Raw genomic sequence first — 22,890 nt, forward strand, 5'->3', positions numbered from 1 at the left:
ACGACCATCCGTAGCGCTCGTAGCCTCGGCGTGTTGCACCCGTCACCCCCACCTGCTCGAAGCCCAAACTCTAGGCGTATCCGGTAGCGGGAGGAGCCGGAATAGGGGGCAGTGTCAAAATTTGCCGAAGCCCGGATCGCCGCGGCTGTCGGCACGCGGTGACCCAATCCCCGGATGGTCGAACCGGATCAAGATCGTTGAGCCGCCGCGTGACATCTCGCCGACAATCCAGGCGTAGTCGTCCTGGCGGCCAAGTGCTGCTAGGTGTTGAAGTCGGGAAGCGGGTTTGCGGGCGGCACGTCATCCGGAGACGGCTGCGTCGCCTGGTCGTCGTTGGCCTCATGCGTGACCTCGGCGGCGCGGCGGAGGTTCTCACCCGTGTTCTCGACGTGGTCGGGCGTTCCTGTGGTTTCGTCCTGCGGTTGCGATGACATGCGGGAGGGATACCCGCCGACGGGTTTTCGAAAGACACGCGTTTCGCCCTGAGCGCAATGGTTCTCGGGCAGTCCTGATCTTGTTCTCAGTCCCGTCTCAGTCAGCGGTCGCACGGTGTTGTCAGCACTTCACGCTCGAGAAACGAGAAGACATCATTATGACGACCCTCCCGCCCCATCCCGGTGATCCGTCTCCACAGCCGTACCCGACGTGGACCCATCCTCAGGCCATACCGGCAGGTCCGCCTTCGCTGAGGCGGCCGCGTCGCGTCACCCTCGTCGTCGGTGCCGCTGCCATCGCGGTAGCCGCAGGCGGTATCGGCGCCACGACGGCGGTCGCAGTCGACCGGATGCACGAGCCCGCGACCCCGACCGTCGCTGGGACGACGGCTGCCCCGCGGCCCGCATCACAGCCGTTGGCCGCCGGGCCCGGAGCCTCCGTCGAACAGGTCGCGGCCAAGGTGATGCCGAGTGTCGTCAAGCTCTCGCTGAAGATGGGCGACGAGGGAGCCGAGGGCTCCGGCGTCGTGCTGAGTTCCGACGGCCTCATCCTCACCAACAACCACGTCGTCGCGCCGGCGGCGGGCGACGGCACGACCGCCCGACCTGCCGCGATGAACGGTGATGCCGACATCACGAAGACCGTCACGTTCTCCGACGGCCGCTCGGTGCCGTTCTCGATCGTGGGCACCGATCCGACCGGTGATCTCGCCGTCGTCCGCGCGGAGGGGGTCTCGGGACTGACGCCGATCGCCATCGGCTCGTCCAGCGACGTCAAGGTGGGTGAGCCGGTGGTGGCGATCGGGTCGCCGCTGGGCCTGCAGGGCACGGTGACGACGGGAGTCATCAGCGCGCTCGACCGACCCGTGGCGGCAGGGGAGGGCCCGGGCAGCGACGTGTCCGTTCTCGAGGCCCTGCAGACCGACGCCGCGATCAATCCGGGCAACTCCGGCGGTGCATTGGTGAACATGAAGGGCGAGCTGATCGGCGTGAACTCGGCCATCGCCAGCATGGGTGGCGGTTCGGGGTCCGCGGGCGGACCGGCCGGATCGATCGGGCTGGGCTTCGCGATCCCGTCGGACCAGGCGAAGCGGGTCGCCGACGAATTGATCTCGACGGGCACCGCGTCGCACGGGTCGCTCGGGGTGCAACTGAGCAGCGACCAGAACCCGGCGGGCGGCGCGGCGATCGCGGGCGTGTCGGCAGACGGACCTGCGGCGCTCGCCGGTGTGCCGGACGGCGCGGTCATCACCAAGGTCGACGACCAGGTCATCGACGGACCCGAGGCGCTGGTCGCCGCGATCCGGTCGAAGGCGCCGGGTGACACGGTCTCGGTGACCTACGTCGACGGCGACCGATCCGGCACGGCGCAGGTGACTCTCGGCAAGGCGTGAGCTGGGCGGGATTGGCGCTCGATGGTTTGAAGCACTAATTTCCGTGGGGTGATGTCCTCAGCTGTCAGCGCAGTCGCACGATGGATCGTCCCGCTCTTCACGGTCGCGGCCGTCGCGTCGGTGGGTCTCGTCGACAGCCCGGGGCATACCGGTCCAGCCCCGTCGGTGCGGCTCGCCGACGAGGTCAACCCGCTGGCCGGCAAGCCCTTCTACGTCAACCCCGCATCCGCGGCCATGCGGGCTGCGAACGCCGCGAACCCGCCGATCCCCGAGCTGACCGCCGTCGCCAACACGCCGCAGGCGTACTGGGTCGTCCCGGGCTCGTCGGCGTCGACGGTTGCCGGCTACACCGCTGCCGCGCAGGCCGCCGGCGCACTGCCGGTGTTCGCGATCTACGGAATCCCGCACCGCGACTGTGGCAGCTTCGCTGCGGGCGGGATGGGATCGGGCGATCAGTACCGGCAGTGGATCGACGGCATCGCCGGCGACTTGGGCGCCGGGCCCGCTGCGGTGATCCTCGAACCCGATGCGCTCGCCATGGCCGACTGCCTGTCGGGCGGTCAGCGCCAAGAACGGTTCGACCTGATCAACTACGCCGTCGACAGCCTGACCCGCAATCCGGCCACAGCGGTCTACGTCGACGCCGGTCACCTGAAGTGGCACAGCCCCGAGGAGATGGCCAATCGCCTCAACGAGGCCGGGGTGGCACGTGCTCGCGGGTTCAGCCTCAACACCGCCAACTTCTTCACCACCGAGGACGAGATCGGCTACGGCGAGGCGATCTCCGGACTCACCAACGGTTCGCACTACGTGATCGACACGTCGCGCAACGGTGCGGGCCCCGCGCCCGCCGCGCCGCTCGACTGGTGCAACCCCAGCGGCCGAGCCCTGGGCGTGGCGCCCACCGCCGCCACGGCAGGCCCACACGCCGACGCCTACCTGTGGGTCAAGCGTCCGGGCGAATCCGATGGCACGTGCGACAAGGGCGATCCGCCGGCGGGCACCTTCGTCAACCAGTACGTGATCGACCTGGCCCGCAACGCGGGCCGCTGAATCCGCTCACTCAGCGCCGCCGCTCAGGGCCCATCAGTCGCTTGACGACGGACCGTTGCGGATCGGTGCGCTGTTCCTCGATCAGGAACTCGATGCCCTGCTCGATCGCCGCCTTCGTCTGGTCGCGAATCCGACGCACCGCGCGGTCGTCGGTACCCGCGACGTCGGTCGTGTCGATGGGTTCCCCGAACCAGTAGTACTGCCGCTCGGGTCGAGGGATCGGCGTCGGCCCGATGCCCCGGACGAGCGGGAACAGGTCGGGGCTGCCCGAGACCCTCTCGAAGAGTCGACGTGCGGGCGCGAGCAACGGACTGTCGTTGTCGAGGACCACGTCTAGCGAGTCCTCGGCACCCACCGTGGCGAACGGAACGATGGGATAGCCGTGCTTGACCGCGAGCCGGGCGAAGCCCATGCGGTTCTCCCAAATCAGTTGATACTTCTCGCCTTTGCGCTTGGCCACTTCCCGACCTCCGCCCGGGAAGACGAGGACCGTCTCACCTCGACTCATGAGCGCGTCCGCCGTCTCCGGCGTGCCGGGCACGACGCCGACGGACGTCAACAGGTCCCGCCAGCGCGGCAACTTGAAGTGCGCGTGGTTGCCCAGGACCCGCACCCGGACTCCTCGCTCCCACAGCTCGGCGCACAGTAGGGGAGCGTCGAGCAGGCCGAGCAACGTGTGATTGCCGACCAGCAGTGCGCCACGCTTGGGCAGGTTGTCCGCGCCGTAGACCTTCGGGTTGACGAGCCTGCGCGCCGGTTCGAGCAGTCGCAGGATCCGGCCGAGCGTCGCCGCGGTGGGAGGGTCGGGTAGCCGTGCGTCCGTCTGGTCGGTCACCCCATGCCTATTGCCCCGTGCACGGCCCACCAACCGCATCCGGGTCACCGAGTGCTTCGCGTGCGTCGTGAGCGGGTAAGGGAGGCCCATGGTCGATGCTGGACTCCCCACCCCCGACGGTCACCTGCCGGGCTACCTCGCCGTGCCCACCGGGACCGGTCCGTGGCCCGCGGTCGTCGTCCTTCACGAGGTGTTCGGACTCAACGACGACATCCGCAGGATCACCGACCGCTTCGCCGCCAGCGGTTACCTGGCGTTCGCGCCCGCACTCTTTCAGCGCGGCCCCAAACCGCTCTGCATCGTCAGCGCGTTCCGCGCCCTGGCCACCGGGTCGGGTTCCGCCGTCGACGACATCGTCGCCGCTGCGGAGGCATTGCGGAACGACGAGAGGACGAACGGCAAGGTCGGATCGGCGGGGTTCTGCATGGGTGGCGGATTCTGCCTGCTGCTGGCCGATCGCGGCGTGTTCGACGCAACCGCACCCAACTACGGGCCGTGCCCGCCGGCCACCGGGGTGCCCAAGCGTTCGTGCCCCATCGTCGCGAGCTACGGCGCCGACGACAGGCTGCTACCGGGCGCAGCCGCCAAGCTCGAGGAGAGCCTGGCACCCAGCGGCGTCGCCCGGGACATCAAGGAGTATCCGGGCGTCGGCCACAGCTTCATGAACGAGTGGAAGACGCCCTCACAGCTGCACTTCGTCGAGCGGATCGCCGGTGTGCATCATTCCGCACCGCAGGCCGAGGATGCGTGGCAGCGGATCCTCGCGTTCTTCGGCGACCAGTTGCGCTGACGTTCTCGCCGCGGTCAGTCCTTGCGGCGGCGCGGATCGGTGCGGCGCTTCGACGACTTGCCCGAATCTGGCGCAGCGGCAGCGGGATCCGGGCTCAGTCCGGTGATCCGGCCGATGGTGCCGACGCCAGGCAGGTTCTGCACCGCTCGGACGGCTTGATCACCGCGCGCCACGATCGCCTCGAGTTGTGGCAGCAACCGGTCGATGGCCTCGAAGGTCGGGTCGGCCAGCGACATGTACCTCTCGAGCCGGTCGAGGTTGGTGTTGAGCCGCTCGGTCGCTGCTGCCAGGTTCTCGACGAGCCCGGGTAGTTGCGCGACGATCTGCGCCGAGGCCGTCGGGACGCGCAGTGCTCCGCTCGCCAGATCCTGTGCTGCCTGGGCCGCCGCCTGAGCAGCTGCGCGGAGATCGCTCGGCGGTGGCCTGTCCTTGTCGGTCATGACACAACTCTGGCGCAGCGGCACGTGCTGCGAGGTGGTTTCGACCGGAGTGGCCCGCTGTGCCGCCGCCGGTTCTTCGCAGGCCGGTGCGGCAGGAATCACCCGGAGGCGTTCGAGCCCGTACCACCCGCCTGCTTGGCCTGCGCCGCCCTCTTCTTGGCCAGGGCCGCTCCATAGTCGGCTCGGCCTTCCGGACTGCCCAGCGAGTATCCAGGGAAGACCGCGGATGCATACGTGGCGTAGCAATTGAGGTCGACCAGGACGTTCTTGCCCTGTGATTTGCCACTGGAATCCAAGAAGTCGGAGTCGCGGACGCTGGTCACGACGCAATCACTCTCAGCCTTCCTGTCTCCGACGCGACTCTCGACGACCGCAGTCCCGCCGGAGTCAGCGATGGCACTCTTGGCGTCGGCATACGTCTTGCCGACCACAGCGGGAGCAGCACATGCCACGCCCGCACCAAAGGGCATGGCCGCCACCACGGCGACGCTCGCACACACCGCTCGAATGAGCATCATCAAGAATCCCTCCGCCATCGGGCCTGACCGCTGCACCTCGTCGTGATCGACACGAAGGTAACGAAGCGGACTGCGAACCGGCTGTGGCGTTCCTGCTCGAGTACTCCGAAGGTCGCGAAGGCCGGTCGAGCCCTGATCGGACATCGGATACCGTATTTTGCATGCCGGTGCCCGACGAGCAGGGAAAGCACAAACGGTCCCTCCTGCGGGAACAGGCCTACGTATCGCTTCGCGACGCCATCATCAGTGGCACGTTGGCCCCCGGGGAGAAGCTCCGCGATCCCGAACTCGAGAACTGGCTGGGCATCAGCCGAACTCCTATTCGGGAGGCTCTCGCTCGACTCGAGGCGGCCGGGCTGGTCCACACCCTGCCCGGCCGTTCGACGGTCGTGTCGACCATCGAGCGCAAGGCCGTGTTCGACGCGCAGGCCGTGGCGGCGACGATGCACGCCCTCGCCGTCCGCATCGCGGTGCCGTTGATGGGCAAGTCCGAGATCACGGCAATGGTCGAGGCGAACAAGGACTTCGCCGCCGCGTTCTCGGCGGCGGATGCCGCATCGGCGATGCGCGCCGACGACGAATTCCACCAGGTCGCCGTCGACGCGAGCCGAAACGAGGTCATTCCCGGGGTTCTCGAACAGGTGACGCCGGTACTGCGGCGTCTCGAGTTCCTGCGCTTCTCATCGCTCACCGGCCGTCAGTCGATCGCGCAGCACAAGCGGATCATCAGCCTGTGCCGCCGCGGCGATGCAGCAGCGGCAGCCGAAGCGGTGCAACGAAACTGGGAGACCCTGACCCATCTGCTCGACGCCGAAGCGCTCTAGACCGCTCAGAAGACTCCGCTGTAGGCGTTGAGGGCCGGCTGACCGCCCAGGTGGGCGTACAGGACCTTGGAGTCGGCATCGATCTGACCCGAGCCGACGAGGTCGATGAGGGCGGCCATCGACTTGCCCTCGTAGACCGGATCGAGGATGACGCCCTCCAAGCTCGCGGTCAGCCGAATCGCGTCGATGGTGGAAGCGACTGGAACGCCGTAGCGTTCGCCGGCCCAGCCCTCGAGCACCGTGATCTCGTCGTCGCGCAGATCGCGACCGAGGCCGATGAGTTCGGCGGTGTTGCGAGCGATGCGTTCGACCTGAGCGCGCGTTGCGTCGAGCGTGGCGGACGCGTCGATGCCGATCACGCGGCGGGGCCTGCGCTGACCGGCGAAGCCGGCGATCATGCCCGCGTGGGTGGATCCGGTCACGCTGCACGCGACGATCGTGTCGAAGAACGTCTCCAGCTCCTCTTCCTGCTGTTGCACTTCATACGCCCAATTCGCGAAACCCAGACCGCCCAACCGGTGATCGGAGGCGCCGGCCGGAATGGCGTACGGCGTCCCGCCGGCGCGCTCGACGTCCTCGATCGCCTCGTGCCAGCTGTCCTTGAACTCGATGCCGAAGCCCGACGGATTGAGTCGCACGTCAGCGCCCATGATGCGGGATAGGAGGATGTTGCCCACCTTGTCCGCGACCGGGTCGGGCCAGTCCACCCATTTCTCCTGCACCAAGACGGCCTTCATGCCCAGTTTGGCGGCGACTGCCGCCACCTGCCGAGTGTGGTTGGACTGCACGCCGCCGATGGAGACCAACGTGTCCGCGCCCTGAGCCAGCGCGTCCGGAACGAGGTACTCGAGTTTGCGAGTCTTGTTGCCACCGAATGCCAGTCCCGAGTTGACGTCTTCGCGCTTGGCCCAGATTTCAGCGCCACCGAGGTGCTGGCTCAAGCGGGGCAGCGGATGGACCGGGCTTGGCCCGAAGGTGAGTGGATGCCGCTCGAAATCGTGGATGGTCATGCGCACGTGCTCCTTCATGCCGGTGGGTCCGTAGCCGCGGTCAGCATAGCGCGTATCCACGGAATCAATATGCAATATATTGCGTTGTGCTTGCTGAGCCAGCCAAGAGGGCGGGCCGAACTGGAGAGGGACCAATGTTCAAGTCTGTTCTGACCGCACTGGCCACGGGCACGACGGTGGCGCTGCTGGCCACCGCATGCAGCAGCGGAGACCCGGCGAGTGCCACGCCCGCACAGCCCGCGCCGACGGCCAAGCCCACCGTGGTGCTGGTCCATGGTGCATTCGCCGACTCGTCCAGCTGGAACGGCGTGGTCGCGAACCTCGAGGCCGACGGCTACCCGGTGGTCGCCGCCGCCAACCCGCTGCGCGGGCTGCGCAGCGACGCCGACTACGTCCGCAGCGTCCTCGACGGCGTCGAGGGTCCGGTGGTGGTGGCCGGCCACTCCTACGGCGGGTCTGTGATGAGCGAAGCGGCCGACGGCCAGCCGAACGTCAAGGCACTCGTGTACGTCGCTAGTTTCCTTTTGGAGCAGGGAGAGACCACCTCGGATCTCGCCGCCAAGTTCCCCGGCGCGCAGCTCGGCCCCGCCCTCGAGACCGTCCCGATCGCAGCGCCGAACGGTGGCAGCGGAAACGATCTCTACGTCAAGCAGGAAGAGTTCCAGAGGGTGTTCGCCGCCGACGTGCCCGGGGACGTCGCCGACCTGATGGCGGCGACCCAGCGACCCATCACCGAAGCCGCGCTGAACGAGCCGGCCACGCGGGCCGCGTGGAAGACCATCCCGTCGTGGAACCTCGTCACCACGCAGGATCTCGCCATCCCCGCTGAATCGATGCGCTTCATGGGTGAGCGGGCGCGGTCGAAGACCGTCGAGGTCGAGGCGTCACACGCCGTCACCGTCTCCCAGCCCGATGCCGTCGCCAACCTGATCGACGAGGCCGCCCGCTCGACCGCCGGCTGAGCACCGGTACCACTCACAGGCACTCCCGACCCGACACGAAGAATATGGTGGAAAACTCATGTCCATGAACGAATCTCGGCACTACGACTACGTGGTGATCGGCGCCGGCTCCGCGGGCTGTGTGCTCGCCGCGCGTCTCTCCGAAGACCCCACGATCCAAGTCCTACTGCTCGAATCGGGCCCGGCCGACACCCTGGCGGAGATCTCGGCACCACCGGCGTGGCCGTCGCTGTGGGGCACCGAAGTCGACTACTCCTATTCGACCGTCCCGCAGGGCGGCACGAGCGGCCTCGCCCACGACTGGCCACGCGGCCACACGCTGGGTGGAAGCAGCAGCATCAACGCCATGGTGCATCTGCGCGGGCATTCGAGCGACTTCGACGGATGGGCCAAGGCGGGTTGTCCCGGCTGGGATTACGACGCCGTGCTGCCCTACTTCCGCCGCATGGAGACAGTCGCGGGAGGGGATCCGCGCTACCGCGGAACCGACGGGCCGATGCGTCCCGCCCGCGCAGCAGACGCAGAAGCGAACCCCCTGTCACAGGTCTTCGTCGACGGGGCCGCCGCAGCAGGCTTCCCACTGACCGACGACTTCAACGGAGCCCGAGCCGAGGGCGCCGGGTGGCACGACCTCGCGATAACCGGCGGCCTCCGCCAAAGCGTCGCGACCGCCTACCTGCACCCGCTGGGCCGCAGCAGGACCAACCTGACCGTGTCGACCAACTCCCGGGCGCTGAAGCTGCGCTTCGACGGGTTGCGTTGCATAGGAGTCGACTTCGACCGGGGTGGCGAAGTCGTGACCGCGTACGCCGACACCGAGGTGGTGCTCAGCGCAGGCGCGGTCGACTCACCGCGGTTGCTGCTGCTGTCGGGTGTCGGGCCGGCTGCCGAACTCGAAGCGGCCGGTGTCGACGTGGTGCACGACCTGCCCGGGGTGGGCCGCAACCTGCACGACCATCCGCTGTGCGGTGTCGTCTACGAAGCGGCGCAACCGATCCCGGCGGCCAAGACCAATCACGCCGAGACGTCGATGCTGTGGCGTAGCGACGACTCGCTCCCAGGTCCCGACATGCAGCTGATGTTCATTCACGTGCCGTTCCACCCCGCCAATCTGTCGGCACCCGCGAACAGCTTCACGTTGGCGGTGGCCATCGTGCCGCAAGCGCGTGGCTCGATTCGACTCGCCGGACCGTCTCCGTCGACCCCACCGCTGATCGACCCGAACTACCTGGGTACCGAATCCGACGTGGTGCGGATGCTGCACGGGGTGCACGTCGCGCGTCAGATCGCAGCCACCGCGCCGTTCGCGCCGTGGCGTGCTCGCGAGGTGCTCCCCGGGCCGGACGTCACCGACGAAGCCGGGCTGCGGTCGTTCGTCGCACGCGGCACCAGCACCTACTACCACCCGGTGGGAAGCTGCGCGATGGGCACGGGAGCCGAGGCCGTGGTGGATCCGGAACTGCGCATACGCGGTCTGGCAGGCGTGCGGGTGGCCGACGCGTCGATCATGCCCAAGATCCCGCCGGTCAACACCAACGCCGCGGTGATCATGATCGGCGAGAAGGCCGCCGACCTGATCCGCCGGCAGGCGGGCTAACGGATCGCCCCTACCCTGGAGTCATGTTGCTCTTCTTCGGCTACGGCACCAAGCAAAAGCACCTTGGCTCCGGGGAGGTGCGGACCTGCCCCCGCTGTCACAACACCACGCAGTGGGCGCGGATGCAGGAGTTCAAGCAGTTCTCGCTGTTCTTCATCCCCGTGGCGCGGTGGAAGCGCCGCACCTTCGAGGTGTGCGGCATCTGCGGCGCCGCCGTAGCCGGCTAGCCATGACCGCAACGCTCGTCGCGAAGAACCTCGCCGGGGGGTTCGCCCATCGCACCCTCTTCGAGGGTCTCGACGTAACCGTCGCACCGGGTGACGTGGTCGGAGTGGTCGGCGCCAACGGCGCAGGCAAGAGCACGCTGCTGCGGATCCTGGCCGGCGACCTGGAACCGCTCGATGGGGTCGTGAGCATCGCGCCGGCCGACGCCTTCGTCGGGTGGCTCCCGCAGGAGCACGAACGCGTCGCTGGCGAGACCGTCGCCGCGTACGTCGCCCGCCGCACCGGCTGTGCCGATGCCACGGCGGCCATGGAGGCCGCGGCGGCTGCTCTGTCGGAACCGGAGCAATCGCCCCCGGGCGTCGATCCCGCCGTCGCCTACTCCGCGGCACTGGACCACTGGCTCGCAACCGGCGCCGCCGACCTCGACGAGCGCCTGCCGGCGGTATTGGCGGACCTGGGGCTCGATTCGAAGTCGGTACGACCGGAGTCGACGCTCATGACCGCACTGTCGGGTGGGCAGGCGGCCCGGGTCGGACTCGCGGCCCTGGTGACGTCGCGGTTCGACGTCGTACTGCTCGACGAGCCGACCAACGATCTCGACCTCGATGGGCTTGCCCGGCTCGAGCAGTTCGTCCGTGAACTCCGTGGTGGCGTCGTACTGGTGAGCCATGATCGAGAGTTTCTCGCTCGCAGCGTGACTCACGTCCTCGAGCTGGACCTGGCGCAGAACACGACGACGGTCTTCGGCGGTGGCTACGAGAGCTATCTCGAAGAGCGCGAGGTGGGTCGGAGGCACAAGCGCGAGCAGTACGAGGAATTCGCCGACAAGAAGGCCGACCTCGTCGCACGCGCACGCACACAACGGGAGTGGTCGAGCCAAGGCGTCCGCAACGCGATGCGCAAGGCTCCCGACAACGACAAGAACCGGCGGCGCGCGGCCACCGAGTCCAGTGAGAAGCAGGCGCAGAAGGTTCGTCAGATGGAGAGCCGGATCGCCCGCCTCGAGGAAGTGCCCGAACCCCGCAAGGAGTGGACGCTGGAGTTCACGATCGGAGCCGCGCCCCGATCCAGTGCCGTCGTCGCGACACTCGACGACGCCGTCGTGCGGCAGGGCGACTTCGTCCTCGGCCCGGTGTCACTTCAGGTCGATGCGGGGGAGCGGATCGGCATCACCGGACCCAATGGGGCGGGAAAGTCGACGCTGCTGCGGCTCCTCCTCGGCCGCCGCGAGCCCGACGAGGGTCGTGCGAGTCTGGGCGCCAACGTGGCGATCGGCGAGATCGACCAGGCGCGAGCCGATTTCACGGGTTCGGATCGACTCGTCGACCGGTTCGAGGAACGCGTGCCGTCATGGACGACCGCCGACGTCCGAACCTTGCTCGCGAAGTTCGGCCTGCGAGCCGACCACGTCGAACGCACCGTCGACGAACTGTCACCCGGTGAACGGACCCGCGCCGGTCTCGCGCTGCTGCAGGCGCGCGGCACCAACGTGCTGGTCCTCGACGAGCCGACGAACCACCTCGACCTCCCCGCGATCGAGCAACTCGAACAAGCGCTGGACTCCTACGACGGCGCGCTGCTGCTGGTCACCCACGATCGGCGGATGCTGGAGAACGTTCGACTGGACCGAACCTGGGTCGTCGACGGCGGGCGCGTCACCGAGACCTAGCGCGTCGCCTTCAGGACCTGCACCAGGCTGTACTGCCACCGCTCGGTGAGCCGGAAGCCCATGTCGTGAGTGACCGCGAACGTCCGGGTGCCGCCGAACAGCGGCCCTGGCGGAATCGCCACGCCCGCTTCGTCCTTCGGCGCGGCGGGGTCGGCCTGGGTGATCACCCACACGGTGCCGCAGCGCTGCAGCGGTCCCACGGACGCCTCGGGGATCAGGTTGGTGTCGAAGACCCCGTGCAGCTCCGTCGCGCGTTGCCACAGGCTGACGTCGACCAGCTTCGCGTAGGCATCGGGGCGCGCGGCGAGCAACGGCCGCATCGGTGCGGGGTGAAAGGTGACGGTGTCGTTGACCAGGAGGCAGTCACCCGCGCTGGCCTCCGCGGTGATGAGGTCGGCCACTTGGCTGTAGTCCATGTCGTACTTGGCGTACGGACCGCGCTGCAACTCGGTGTAACCGTGCACGGACACGGCACCGAACACCGCGACGACGGCGGCCACGAGCCATGCCAAGCGGGCCACGGCGACGACGCACACGCCGAGCAGCAATGCCATCGCCGGAGCGGTGAACGACAGATACCGCGGCGTGTAGAGCGGTTCCGCAACGGCCGACCACCCGACGATCGCCGCCGTGGGGATGGCCAGCCACGTCAGCGCCAGGACTACCGCTTCACGGTCACCGCGTTCCAGTCGCCGGGAAGTCCACAGCCAGACCGCCGCGGCGGCGACCGCCACCAGCGCGGCAAGCGCGGCGAAATAGGGATTGCGATCGAAGTACTGTTGCACCGCAACGTCTTCGAGCGTACGGCGCCCGATCGGCGTGATCCAGCTGATCTGGTGTGCCTGGCCAGCGACCACGGCGACGAACGGCGCTGCGGCCCCGACCACCAGTGCCGACGTGACGCCGAAGGGCACCGCGACGGATCGCGTTCGCTGGAACGCCAGCACGAACACGGCGTGCACCGGGACCAGGAGGACGAGGTAGACGTCGAGCAGGATCGACAGCGCCAGCAGCGCGCCGTATGCAGCCCACGGCCAGCGGGTACCACGCCGCGCCGCCCAGACCAGAGCGACGGCGAGCCACACCGCGAACAGCATCGACAACGCATATGGCCGCGCCTCGATGCCCGCCCACGTCGTTCGCGGCAGGATGGCGCAGATGATCCCGGCGGCCAGCCCCGCTGCGCGCGACGACAGTTGCCTGCCCAGCACCGCCACTCCCGCGGCGGCGCCGCCGACGGCGAGGCCGCTGGGCACACGCGCCCAGAACTCGGTGGCCGGAAACACCTGAAACCACCCGTGCATCGACAGGTAGTAGAGGCCGTGGACGGCGTCGACGTCGCCGAGCATCTGCCACAGCTGTGCGACAGAGCGGCTGTAGGCCGCGGAGATCGTCGCAGCCTCGTCGTACCAGAACGATGGCCGTCCGGCCCCGATGAGGCTGATGGCGGCACCGAACAGCCCGACGACCAGCGGGTCCAGTGTTGGACGGGGCCGAAGGCGCGCCAGCGTCTCTACCAGACGCGGATCCAGTCGACGAGCATCACCGACGGGTACGGGGCGCGGGCGGGGTCACCGCCACCGGTGCCACCGACGGCGACGTTGAGCACGGCCTGCATCCAGTAGCCCGGGATGCCGAACGGCCAGCGCAGGTCGCTGGGGTTGCCATGCACCGGGATCGGGTTCGGCGGCACCGTGAAGTACGGCTCCGCACCGTCGACGTAGTCACGCCAGAATTGGAAACCGTCCTCGCCCCAATGCACGCGCCAGGTGTGCCACCCCGGGTCCACCAGCTCGGGGATGGACCGTCCCTCCCAGGTCTTGCCGTTCGACGCCGCGTGGACGGTGGTGCCCGGCGCCCACTTCTCGTTGCCGTAGTACTCGACGATGTCGACCTCACCATCGGGCAGCGGATCCTGGTTCACCAGCCAGTAGGCGGGCCACAGGCCGGGGAACATGTCGAATCGCAGTCGGGCTTCCCAGGTGGTGTTGATCTGCCCGCGGAACTGGCTGAGCACCTTTCCGCTGAAATACTGGTCGCCTTCCTTCGTCGCGCACAGCACGAGGTTGGAATTGCCGTCGATGAACACGTTGCGGCGGTCGTCGCGGTAGTGGCCCGCCAGTGGCGGGTTCACCGCGTCGTCCCAGTTCTGCACCAGCCACTTGGATGGATCGGGGCCCGAACCGGCGGGGCCGTCGAACTCGTCCTGGAAGAGGTAGCGCCTACCGGCGGCGGCGTCCGCGGGTGGCTCCAGGGGTGGAGCGGGGCGCAGCGGCGATGCGCCCGCCAGCGGTACCGGGAGCGCGGCGCCCAGCGCGGCGGCTCCGGTCATCATCATCATCAGGCTGCGGCGGTCCATTTGTGGCACTCAAGCACCATAAGGGGTGTGGCAAATGATCAGTAGGCCTTTCGTCGCCCGGCGTGGCAAACGCTTGACCGATATCCGCCCGTTCTCGGTAGTGATGCTGACCACTCGATTCTGCGGTGCGCCATGGTCCGCGTTAGCATCCGTTCGATGCGACCGGCGAGTGATTCGTCGCAAAGTCGTTGCTAGCTAACGTCATCGGGGGTTAATGCATGTTCGATCGTCAGCGCCGTCGCCGTGGCGTCGCGGTAGCCAGTCACCCGTCCGTCGCGGCTGGAACGGCATGCGTGGTCGGCGCGCTCGCGGCAGGCCAAATTGGCCTCCTCGCGCTGGCCGCCCCGGCTTCTGCGGACACGCAGGGCTTTCTGCACGGACTGCAGGAACGGTTCAGCTTCATGACCGCAGACGAATTGCTGGCCGCCGGGCATCGGGCGTGCGCGATCATCGACGCCGGCAATCCCGCGGCTACGGCGAGCGGAATGCTCGATCGGGAACTCGGGATCGGCGAGACCGTGGCAATCGAGATCGTCACCAACGCGACCACGTACCTCGGCTGCTGACGTAGTCGGCTATCGCCAGACCGCGGCGGGCATGCCCGGCGGGGGCGTCCTACCCGACCTCATCTGTCCAACGATCTGCGCGACCGAACCTGCCACCTCACTAGCGATCGACTTCGCTTGACGTGGCTCCCTGCGCAAGGCGCCGGCTGCGCCGCGGAGGGCTCGCCCGGGCGTGAACAGTTGCGACGGGCGGACGTCGCGATTCAGCACGCGGAAGAGCGTGCGGCTAGCCTCCTGGTCGGCTGCGATGCCGCGAAAGATGCTCCTCTGCAGCGGCGACTGGGCTCCGGGTGATCCCATGAGTATTGCGAACCAGTACATCTCGTAGGCGTCGCGATCGCGCCATCGCCACCAGCGTTGCGTGGCTGCGTCCACCCCGCCGGTTCGGAGTCCTTCGACGATCTCCTCCGCGAGGCGTTTAGCCTGCCGGAAGGCGTCGCCGATGCCCTGGCCTGGGTGAAAATCCTTGAAGTGGCCTGCGTCGCCGACGAGTACCCATCCCGGACCGGCAGACTGGCGAAAGTAGTTGTCCCAGTTGGTCACCATGCGAATGGGGCCGACCCGGCGCGCGCCGGCCAGTGCGTCGGCCAACTCGGGAAATCGTCGGATGGCCGTGGTGAAGTAGCCATCGCGGTCGGCGTCGAACCGGGCCTGGTTGGCGAAACCCGTTGTCACCGCAGTCATGTAGAGGCCACCATCGGTTTGACCGGCGAGATAGGCAGTCTCCCCGATGCGGCCGAGCAGCGCACGGCCGGCCTGGTCGGAGACGCCCTCGAAGTACGCCCACGTCGGCAGCCTGCCCGGTGGCACCACGTGATACTTCTGGGCGCCGACCGACGACGCCACCGTGGAATGCCGCCCGTCGGCTCCTACCACCAGGGACGCGTGAACGGGTCCGGTGGCGGTCTGTACTCCGGTGACGCGCCCGTCGTCCACCAGCAGGCCCGTGACCGCCGATCCGGTGCGGACGTCGACCCCGGCAGCGCCAGCTGCCTCCACCAGGAGCGCGTCCAACGTCACCCGCCGGATGCACAAGGAGGGTCGCGCGGACAGGTCGTCGACGTGAGCCTCGATGCGCACGTCGTCACTGACCACGGTGAACCGGCTGAGTTCGGCGCCACCGGCGGCCAGCGCAGCGTCGAGCAGACCCATCCGGTCGAGAAGCTGCGCTCCCGACGGCTGAATGATGTGCGTCGACGGGGTCTCGGACGGGAACCTCGCGCGGTCGAGCAGGCAGACGCTCAGACCCCGACGGGCCAGCAACATCGCGAGCGGCGATCCAGCGCAGCGGGCGCCGACGACGACGACGTCGAACCGGTTCATGCTTCCCCCCGGGATGAAGATGTGCGGGACCCAACCGCGTGCCCTTAGGGAACTCTGCGCCCGGTCGGCCCGGCAAGGCGATGACCGACATCGAGACCCAGCCGTGACGACCACCGGTCATGAGTTTGACTGCGAAAGCATCCTGGTGTGACCGCGCTGACCGGCGTACGCTGGCTGCTACGACGGGTTCGGGAGTGACGATTCCAAAGAACCGGCAGGGGCTGGAAGTCGGTCGCGCGACACTGAAAAGACGCGCCCCCTTGTCCTCCCGAACCCGCCCAAGATCCCGGGGTCAGCGTGACTGCACCGCGAGCCGTCCGGCGAGGACGAGGTAGGTCGCACCGAAGCTGCGGCGAATCCACGAAACCACTCGAGGCCGTGAGATGACCTGTCGGCGTAGCGCCGCGGCGAACACGCCGTAGGCGCTGAAGACCACCAGCGTGACGGCCATGAAGATCGCGCTGAGCCAGATCATGGACGCCACGGCGTCAGCGCTGCCCGGCGCGACGAACTGTGGCAGGAACGCGAAGAAGAAGATCGTGAGCTTCGGGTTCAACGTATTCACCAGAACGCCGGAGCCGATGACGCGCACCGTGGAGGTCTGCGCGGTGCCCGTCTCGACGTCGAACATCGACTGGTCTCGGAAGGTCTTCCACGCCAGGTAGAGCAGGTAGGCGACGCCGAACCACTTGACGATGGAGAACGCCAGCGCGCTGGCGTGCATGATGGCTGCCAAACCGGTCACCGCGGCGATCACGTGCGGCACGATGCCCAGCGTGCACGCGAACGCTGCCACCAGGCTCGCCCGCCAGCCCCGCGCTATCCCGGCGGCGATGGTGAAGAGGGCCCCGGCTCCCGGTGACGCCACCACGATCAACGTCGTCAGCATGAACTCCGGCGTCATCGTCGCCGGCCCGAATTCTTCGCCGCGGCGATGGCCGCTTCGACGGCCGAGAAGCATTCGGTGGCAACGGGTTCAGTGCCGAGCCCGACGTAGAAACTGCCGGGTGAGTCGCCGGGAAGGCCGGAGATCGTGAAGCCGCCGGTCTCGCCGGCCACTGTGCCGAGCCGGGCGTCGAGTCCCGTACCGGACACGACGGACGCCTGCGTCAGCGGCAGCGACAGGACCGACGTCCCACGCTTGGCCCCGTCGATGGCGACGAGGAGGTGCGTCGGGTGCAGCACCACGACGGTGTCGTGCTCGGCATCGGGGTCGGACGGATTCGCCCTGCGCCGCAGCAGCTTTCCCAATCCCGAACCCGACGGCAGGTTCTCGCTGTGCGTCAACCACGCCTGCACGTCGTTCAGGACGAGCTGGTGGGAGTCGGCGTGGGCGGTCAGCTTCTCACGGACGTGGGCGGCGAGATCGCCGATCGTCGCCGGGCGGGTGTGGCGCGCGTACATCGGCATGCACGCAGTATCCACCCGGGTCGACGGCGCGGCTAGCGCGGAAGCTCCCGCACCACGATCCCCACCCGCTGCACGACGTCGGTGGCGACGTCCTCGAACGACCGGTCCTCGTCGGTGCGTATCCAACGGGCGATTGCAATGCCGAAGGCCATGACGCTGAGCTGCGCCACCACGTCCGCCGTCAGGTCGTCGACGCCGCGTGCCGTCAGGGCGTCCACGAGGGCGCGTCCCAGGCGAACCAGCTTGTGCGCCTCACGTTCCTGCAGCGCGGGATTGGCATCGATCACCGTCTGGCGCATGCGTGAGTACGGCCTGCGGTCGTCGGGGAAGAAGCCCGACGCTGAACGTAGCGCGCTGAGACCGAACTCGATCGGGGACGCGGTCTGCGGCGCCTCGGCGACGCCGGCCACGAACGCGTCGGTCAACGACTGCTGGCCGTGGAACAGCACTTCGCGCTTGTCGCTGAAGTGCCGGAAGAAGGTCCGTTCGGTGAGGCCCACCGCCTGGGCGATCTCCGCGGCCGTCGTCTGCTCGTAGCCGCGGGCGGCGAACAGCTCCAGAGCGGCGTGCTGCAGCCGGTCCGGAGTCCCGGGCACCCATCGCACCATGCCCCGAAGTGTAGTGATGGCAGTGACTGACTTCGAGGTGTACGGTCACGTCAGTAACTGACATCAATATGGAAGGGACACGTCATGCACGTCTTCGTGACCGGGGCATCCGGTTGGATCGGTCGCGCAGTGGTCGACGACCTGCTGGCTTCGGGTCACACCGTCACCGGGTTGGCCCGCTCCGATGACTCCGCCGCGGCCCTCGAGGCCAAGGGGGCCCGCGTCCGGCGTGGGGACCTCGACGACCTCGACGGCATCCGGGCAGGCGCCGCCGCTGCCGACGCCACTATTCACCTTGCCAACAAGCACGACTGGGCGAACATGGCGGCGTCGAACGCCGCCGAACGTGACGCAGTCACGGCCATCGGCGACGCGCTCGCCGGTACGGACCGGTCACTGCTCCTCGCGTCCGGTCTCGCCGGCCTGAAGGGCGGCCACCTCGCGACCGAGGACGACGCCTCCCCGTTCCACGGCCCCGACGCACCTCGCGGCGGCACCGAGAACCTGGCGCTCGGCTTCGTCGAACGGGGCGTCCGGCCCGTCGCCCTGCGCTTCTCGCCGACCACGCACGGGACCGGCGACCACGGCTTCGTGGCTGCCCTGTGTGAAATCGCCCGCCGGCGAGGCGTGTCCGGCTACCCCGGCGAGGGAGCCAACCGGTGGCCCGCCGTCCACGTCGTCGACGCCGCCCGCATGGTCGTGCTCGGCCTAGAGAAGGCACCGGCCGGTGCCCGCCTGCACGCCGTCGCCGAGGAGGGGGTCCCCACCCGGGTGATCGCCGAGGCCATCGGCCGGGCGTTCGACCTGCCCGTCGCGGCCGTCCCAACTGACCGCGTGGAGGAGCACTTCGGCTGGATCGGCGGCTTCTTCAGTAGCGACATGGCGGCGAGTAGCACTGCGACGCAACGTCTTCTGGGATGGACGCCGACCGGTCCCACTCTGATCGACGACATCGACGGCGGCGCGTACGGGACGGATCAGTAGGCGTAGCGACTCACCGTGTCCGGGTGGATGACCAGGCGAACCTGCTCCTCGGCGAGGATCGCGGCGAGGTCCTCGGCCCGGACCGGGTCGTCGAGGTCCCAGTAGCGTGCTGCCAGACGGGTGGCCAGGTCGTGCCCACCGTCGGCCTCCACGGTGACTCGTCCGGCGACCGACACCCAGCGCTCTCGCTCACCCACGGGTGCGGCGACGACGAGCGACGCGCGGGGGTCCCGACGCGCTCGTCGTACCTTGAGAGTGTCGGGGCCGGTAAACAATTGGATCGTGCCGTCATCAGTGGCCTCGAACCACACCGGTCGTGGTTGCGGGGGCGTCGGCCCCGCGGCCATGGTGAGGAATCCGTGTAGGGGGCGGCGGAGGAACTCGAGGTCAGCCGGGGCGAGCGAAGCGACGGGGGATTGATCTTGGGCGAGCGAAGCACTCACCGGTCCCACGCTCCAGTCGCGGCGGTCCGCAGCACGTAGTCCTCGAAGGTCCGTGGGGCGCGGCCTAGCGCGGCCTCGACGCCATCCGTGGTTCCCGAGATCACGCCGCGCTCCATCAGGACGTACATGTCGGCGAGGTGGTGGGCGTCGTCCGCGCCCATGCCGTCGTCGACCAGTGCCGCGGTGTACTCGGTGGGGGAGACCTGCTTGTAGGTGATGGGTCGTCCGGTTGCCCGGGCGATGACGTCGACCGCCTCAGCGAACGTGATGGATCGCGGACCGGACAGCTCGTGGGTGCGTCCCCCGTGCCCGCCTGGGCTGGTCAGGACGGCGGCGACCACGTCGGCCACGTCCTCGACGTCGATGAATGGCTCGGGGACGTCTCCTGCGGGAAGGGCCAGCTCGCCTGCCACGACCGGCGCGTGGAACAGTTCCTCGCTGAAGTTCTGGTCGAAGTTGTTGGGCCGCACGATCGTCCACTCCAGTGACGACGCGCGCACGGCGTCCTCGGCGTCTCGCATGTCCAGGCCGAACGACGAGTCGCCCCAGGTGTCGGCGCCACGCCCAGACAGCAGGACCAGCCGCTGCAACCCCGCCGCTTCTGCGCGGGCCACGAAGTCGTGCACCGGGCCGGGCGTACCGGGAGGGACGACGTAGGCGGCCGCGGCACCCCGCAGGGCCGCGTCCCAGGTGCCCGGATCAGACCAGTCGAACGGGGTGTCGCCCGACCGGGAGGCGGCTCTGACGGGCGTGCCATGCAGACGCAGCCGCGCTGCCACCCGTCTGCCCGTCTTGCCGGTCGCGCCGAGGACGAGGACGGTGTTCGTGTTCGTATCGGTACCCATGTCCTTCATCTAACGCCGATGACTCGGACGATCCCATGGGTGAAAGGCCGGAATACCTGTCCAATCGTCTAGAGTGCTCGATGTGGACGTCTTCGCCGATCTCTTCCGAGGGGTACGGGCTCAAGGCTCGCTGTTCGGGAGCTCCACGCTGTCTGCGCCGTGGGCCCTGCACTTCGTCGACGGCGCGCCACTGACGTTGTGCACGGTCGTCGGAGGCGAGGGGTGGATCGTGCCCGAGCACGCTGCCCCCGAGCGGTTGCGCGCCTACGAGACGGTGGTGGTGCGCGGCCCCGGAACGTTCACCTTCGTCGACGATCTGGACACCCGGGCCCAGCCGCTGGCATGCGGCGAGTTCTGCGCGACACCCGAGCAGGGCGGTACGCGGCATCGACTCGGCTGGAACGACCCGGGTGATGACGCCCCCGGGTCGACGACGTTGATCGTCGGCGCGTATCCGGTGCGTGGTGAGATCAGCCGCCGATTGCTCGATGCCCTGCCCGTCATACTGCGCGTCGAGGCCGGGGGAACGGGCGACGCCGTGCTCGACCACCTCGCGGCCGAGGTGGCCGTCGACGCGCCGGGCCAGCAACTGGTGCTCGACCGGCTACTCGACTGGATGCTGGTGTGCACCTTGCGCGAATGGTTCGACCGGCCCGGCGGTGAGCCGCCCGCATGGTGGTCCGCGCAGCGGGACCCGGTGGCAGGCGACGCGCTGCGGCTGTTGCACGCCGACCCCGCGGCGCCATGGACCGTGTCGTCCCTGGCCGACCGCATCGGGGTGTCGCGGTCGACGCTTGCCAAGCGCTTCGCCGAACTGGTCGGCGAACCACCGCTGACCTACCTCACCCGGTGGCGCATGACGCTCGCGGCGGACCTGCTGATCGAGCGGCGCGCAGCAACCGTGGCCGAGGTCGCCGCCGCCGTCGGCTACTCCGACCCCTTCGGATTCAGCGCGGCGTTCAAGCGCATCCGGGGGGTCAATCCGAGCGACTTCCGCCGCGCCGCCACCGCCGGATCCCGGCCCCCCGAGGGGTTCACGCGATCTCGCCGAAACGATCGACGGGCAGTCACTCGGGACTAGAGTCAGCCGGGTCATTTCGGCCGACATGGCGCGGCGCGCAGCGGGAGGTCACGCGAACATGAGCATCCTGAATTCCTCTGCGACGGGCATCTTTCGTCGCAAGCCCGTGGACGAGATCCAGCGGGAGGACCCCGAGGAAGTCGGGCTCCAGCGCGTCCTGGGTCTGTGGCAGCTCACCGCGCTCGGCATCGGCGGAATCATTGGCGCAGGCATCTTCTCCCTCGCCGGGGCAGTAGCCAAGGAAGCGGCTGGGCCCGGAGTGCTCTTGTCGTTCGTGGTGGCAGGAATCGCGAGCGCGTGTGCGGCCCTGTGCTACGCGGAGTTCGCCGGGATGATCCCGAAGGCGGGATCGGCCTACACCTACGGTTACGCCGTACTCGGCGAGGGCGTCGGCTGGTTCATCGGCTGGGACCTCCTGCTCGAGTACACCGCCATCGTCGCCGTCGTCGGCATCGGAATCTCCGGCTATTTCGGGTTCCTCGTCGAGCAGGTCGGCCTCGGCCTGCCGGAGTGGATGCTCGGCGCACCCGGGAGCGACCCCGAGCAGCCCGGTCGGGTCGTCGACCTGTTCGCCGTCGTGCTGTGTCTGCTCATCGCCTTCGTACTCACCCGCGGCGTGCGCAACGCGGCCCGGATCGAGAGCGTCCTGGTGTGGCTCAAGGTGGGACTCGTCATCCTCATCATCGGTCTCGGCGTCTTCTACGTGAACACCGACAACTTCACGCCGTTCCTGCCGTTCGGTTGGTCGGGCGTCTTCGCCGGTGCGTCCATCGTCTTCTTCGCCGTCTTCGGCTACGACGCGATGAGTTCGGCCGCAGAGGAATCCGCAGAGGCCCGTCGGGTCCTGCCCAAGGCCATCCTGTTCTCACTGGCGATTTCGATGGTGCTCTACGTGCTGGCATGCCTGGTGCTGACCGGCATGATCAAGTACACCGAGGTCGACCCGGAGTCTGCGTTCGCCCAGGCGTTCCAAGACGTCGGCCTGCCCGGAATCGCGACCCTGATCTCTGTCGGCGCCATCCTCGGCATCGCCACCGTCATGTTCACCTTCATGTTCGCCGTGACCCGGATCTGGTTCTCGATGGCCCGTGACGGGTTGCTGCCCAAGTGGTTCGCCGCCGTCGACGACAAGCACCGGGTCCCGGTGCGGGTCACCTGGATCGTCGGCATCGGATCGGCCATCATCGCCGGCTTCACGCCGATCGCCGAGGCCGCCGAGCTGACCAACATCGGGATCCTGCTCGCCTTCGCCGTCGTGTGCAGCGCGGTCATGGTGCTGCGCTACCGGTCGCCCGACATCGAGCGCGGCTTCAAGACCCCCGGCATGCCGATCATCCCGCTCATCGGGGTCGGTTCCTCGATCTGGCTCACCACCTACCTCACCTCGACCACGTGGTACCGGTTCGGCATCTGGCTCGTGATCGGCCTCGTGGTCTACGCGCTGTACGGCTACCGCCATTCGCTCCTCCATCCCGGTAGCACGCGGGTCACGCGCGACGGGGTCTAGGAAGAGGGGCCCC

Annotated in this window: 25 protein-coding genes; 12 read left to right on the forward strand and 13 right to left on the reverse strand. The window is 68.4% G+C overall.

Annotated elements, in window-relative coordinates; all coding sequences use genetic code 11:
- Positions 1-260: 260 nt before the first annotated feature.
- Positions 261-434, reverse strand: a complete 174-nt coding sequence (locus G6N61_RS19845; protein ID WP_163920191.1) for a hypothetical protein — start codon at positions 432-434, stop codon at positions 261-263.
- 158 nt (positions 435-592) lie between these two features.
- Here G6N61_RS19845 and G6N61_RS19850 point away from each other — a divergent pair, with 158 nt between their 5' ends.
- Both G6N61_RS19850 and G6N61_RS19855 read left to right on the forward strand, forming a co-directional pair.
- Positions 593-1,828 carry a S1C family serine protease gene (locus tag G6N61_RS19850; RefSeq protein ID WP_163920193.1) on the forward strand — a complete coding sequence of 412 codons (1,236 nt, stop codon included), beginning with the start codon at positions 593-595 and terminating at the stop codon, positions 1,826-1,828.
- Positions 1,829-1,879: 51 nt separating this feature from the next.
- Positions 1,880-2,881 carry a glycoside hydrolase family 6 protein gene (locus G6N61_RS19855; protein WP_163920196.1) on the forward strand — a complete coding sequence of 334 codons (1,002 nt, stop codon included), beginning with the start codon at positions 1,880-1,882 and terminating at the stop codon, positions 2,879-2,881.
- A gap of 10 nt (positions 2,882-2,891) precedes the next feature.
- On the opposite strand, the gene G6N61_RS19860 is transcribed toward G6N61_RS19855, so the two are convergent.
- On the reverse strand, positions 2,892-3,755 hold the full coding sequence (locus G6N61_RS19860) for a lysophospholipid acyltransferase family protein (protein WP_163924953.1): 864 nt from the start codon (positions 3,753-3,755) through the stop codon (positions 2,892-2,894).
- Between the two features lie 49 nt (positions 3,756-3,804).
- On the opposite strand from G6N61_RS19860, the gene G6N61_RS19865 reads away from it, so the two are divergent.
- Positions 3,805-4,506: a dienelactone hydrolase family protein gene (locus G6N61_RS19865; protein WP_163920198.1), complete on the forward strand. Its 702-nt coding sequence runs from the start codon at positions 3,805-3,807 to the stop codon at positions 4,504-4,506.
- A gap of 14 nt (positions 4,507-4,520) precedes the next feature.
- Here the strand turns inward: G6N61_RS19865 and G6N61_RS19870 are convergent, their stop codons facing one another.
- Together G6N61_RS19870 and G6N61_RS19875 are read right to left on the reverse strand one after the other, a co-directional pair.
- Positions 4,521-4,946, reverse strand: coding sequence for a hypothetical protein (locus tag G6N61_RS19870; protein WP_163920200.1), 426 nt, complete (start codon positions 4,944-4,946; stop codon positions 4,521-4,523).
- A gap of 98 nt (positions 4,947-5,044) precedes the next feature.
- Positions 5,045-5,464, reverse strand: coding sequence for a hypothetical protein (locus G6N61_RS19875; protein WP_163920202.1), 420 nt, complete (start codon positions 5,462-5,464; stop codon positions 5,045-5,047).
- Between the two features lie 161 nt (positions 5,465-5,625).
- On the opposite strand from G6N61_RS19875, the gene G6N61_RS19880 reads away from it, so the two are divergent.
- A complete protein-coding gene (locus G6N61_RS19880) occupies positions 5,626-6,288 on the forward strand; it encodes a GntR family transcriptional regulator (protein ID WP_163920204.1) in 663 nt (220 codons plus the stop codon).
- Positions 6,289-6,293: 5 nt separating this feature from the next.
- Here the strand turns inward: G6N61_RS19880 and G6N61_RS19885 are convergent, their stop codons facing one another.
- Positions 6,294-7,298, reverse strand: coding sequence for a 1-aminocyclopropane-1-carboxylate deaminase (locus G6N61_RS19885; protein ID WP_163924954.1), 1,005 nt, complete (start codon positions 7,296-7,298; stop codon positions 6,294-6,296).
- A gap of 134 nt (positions 7,299-7,432) precedes the next feature.
- Here G6N61_RS19885 and G6N61_RS19890 point away from each other — a divergent pair, with 134 nt between their 5' ends.
- From G6N61_RS19890 to G6N61_RS19905, 4 genes are read left to right on the forward strand one after another with little or no spacing between them, the layout of a single operon-like run.
- Positions 7,433-8,260 (forward strand): alpha/beta fold hydrolase, encoded by an 828-nt coding sequence (locus G6N61_RS19890; protein WP_163920206.1) that lies wholly within the window; start codon positions 7,433-7,435, stop codon positions 8,258-8,260.
- Positions 8,261-8,318: 58 nt separating this feature from the next.
- Positions 8,319-9,857: a GMC family oxidoreductase gene (locus G6N61_RS19895; RefSeq protein WP_163920208.1), complete on the forward strand. Its 1,539-nt coding sequence runs from the start codon at positions 8,319-8,321 to the stop codon at positions 9,855-9,857.
- Between the two features lie 23 nt (positions 9,858-9,880).
- Positions 9,881-10,084 (forward strand): zinc-ribbon domain-containing protein, encoded by a 204-nt coding sequence (locus G6N61_RS19900; protein WP_163920210.1) that lies wholly within the window; start codon positions 9,881-9,883, stop codon positions 10,082-10,084.
- A gap of 2 nt (positions 10,085-10,086) precedes the next feature.
- The gene (locus tag G6N61_RS19905; RefSeq protein WP_163920212.1) at positions 10,087-11,751 is read left to right on the forward strand and encodes an ABC-F family ATP-binding cassette domain-containing protein; all 1,665 of its coding nucleotides are present in this window, start codon (positions 10,087-10,089) and stop codon (positions 11,749-11,751) included.
- Here the strand turns inward: G6N61_RS19905 and G6N61_RS19910 are convergent.
- Positions 11,748-13,100 carry a glycosyltransferase family 39 protein gene (locus tag G6N61_RS19910; RefSeq protein WP_407666265.1) on the reverse strand — a complete coding sequence of 451 codons (1,353 nt, stop codon included), beginning with the start codon at positions 13,098-13,100 and terminating at the stop codon, positions 11,748-11,750. The genes G6N61_RS19905 and G6N61_RS19910 overlap by 4 nt on opposite strands.
- Before the next feature lie 164 nt (positions 13,101-13,264).
- Positions 13,265-14,110, reverse strand: a complete 846-nt coding sequence (locus G6N61_RS19915) for a glycoside hydrolase family 16 protein (protein ID WP_163924956.1) — start codon at positions 14,108-14,110, stop codon at positions 13,265-13,267.
- Positions 14,111-14,328: 218 nt separating this feature from the next.
- Here G6N61_RS19915 and G6N61_RS19920 point away from each other — a divergent pair, with 218 nt between their 5' ends.
- On the forward strand, positions 14,329-14,676 hold the full coding sequence (locus G6N61_RS19920) for a DUF732 domain-containing protein (protein WP_163920214.1): 348 nt from the start codon (positions 14,329-14,331) through the stop codon (positions 14,674-14,676).
- Between the two features lie 9 nt (positions 14,677-14,685).
- Here G6N61_RS19920 and G6N61_RS19925 read toward each other — a convergent pair whose 3' ends face one another.
- The 4 genes from G6N61_RS19925 to G6N61_RS19940 all read right to left on the reverse strand — a co-directional run bounded on the left by G6N61_RS19925 (position 14,686) and on the right by G6N61_RS19940 (position 18,017).
- The gene (locus G6N61_RS19925; RefSeq protein ID WP_163920217.1) at positions 14,686-15,999 is read right to left on the reverse strand and encodes an NAD(P)/FAD-dependent oxidoreductase; all 1,314 of its coding nucleotides are present in this window, start codon (positions 15,997-15,999) and stop codon (positions 14,686-14,688) included.
- 292 nt (positions 16,000-16,291) lie between these two features.
- Positions 16,292-16,903: a LysE family translocator gene (locus G6N61_RS19930; RefSeq protein ID WP_163920219.1), complete on the reverse strand. Its 612-nt coding sequence runs from the start codon at positions 16,901-16,903 to the stop codon at positions 16,292-16,294.
- Positions 16,900-17,409, reverse strand: coding sequence for a hypothetical protein (locus tag G6N61_RS19935; protein WP_235887201.1), 510 nt, complete (start codon positions 17,407-17,409; stop codon positions 16,900-16,902). Before G6N61_RS19935 ends, G6N61_RS19930 begins: the two co-directional genes overlap by 4 nt.
- A gap of 32 nt (positions 17,410-17,441) precedes the next feature.
- Positions 17,442-18,017, reverse strand: a complete 576-nt coding sequence (locus G6N61_RS19940; RefSeq protein WP_163920221.1) for a TetR/AcrR family transcriptional regulator — start codon at positions 18,015-18,017, stop codon at positions 17,442-17,444.
- A gap of 84 nt (positions 18,018-18,101) precedes the next feature.
- On the opposite strand from G6N61_RS19940, the gene G6N61_RS19945 reads away from it, so the two are divergent.
- Positions 18,102-19,001, forward strand: a complete 900-nt coding sequence (locus G6N61_RS19945; RefSeq protein WP_163920223.1) for an SDR family oxidoreductase — start codon at positions 18,102-18,104, stop codon at positions 18,999-19,001.
- Here the strand turns inward: G6N61_RS19945 and G6N61_RS19950 are convergent.
- Entirely contained in the window at positions 18,995-19,444 is a 450-nt protein-coding gene (locus G6N61_RS19950) for a pyridoxamine 5'-phosphate oxidase family protein (RefSeq protein WP_163920225.1), read from the reverse strand. The two genes, G6N61_RS19945 and G6N61_RS19950, sit on opposite strands and share 7 nt — an antisense overlap.
- The gene (locus tag G6N61_RS19955) at positions 19,441-20,289 is read right to left on the reverse strand and encodes an NmrA family NAD(P)-binding protein (RefSeq protein ID WP_163920227.1); all 849 of its coding nucleotides are present in this window, start codon (positions 20,287-20,289) and stop codon (positions 19,441-19,443) included. Before G6N61_RS19955 ends, G6N61_RS19950 begins: the two co-directional genes overlap by 4 nt.
- A gap of 82 nt (positions 20,290-20,371) precedes the next feature.
- On the opposite strand from G6N61_RS19955, the gene G6N61_RS31255 reads away from it, so the two are divergent.
- Positions 20,372-21,370, forward strand: a complete 999-nt coding sequence (locus G6N61_RS31255; RefSeq protein WP_163920229.1) for an AraC family transcriptional regulator — start codon at positions 20,372-20,374, stop codon at positions 21,368-21,370.
- Positions 21,371-21,428: 58 nt separating this feature from the next.
- Entirely contained in the window at positions 21,429-22,877 is a 1,449-nt protein-coding gene (locus tag G6N61_RS19965) for an amino acid permease (RefSeq protein WP_163920232.1), read from the forward strand.
- Positions 22,878-22,890: the final 13 nt, after the last annotated feature.

The sequence above is a fragment of the Mycolicibacterium arabiense genome (assembly GCF_010731815.2).
Taxonomy (GTDB): domain Bacteria; phylum Actinomycetota; class Actinomycetes; order Mycobacteriales; family Mycobacteriaceae; genus Mycobacterium; species Mycobacterium arabiense.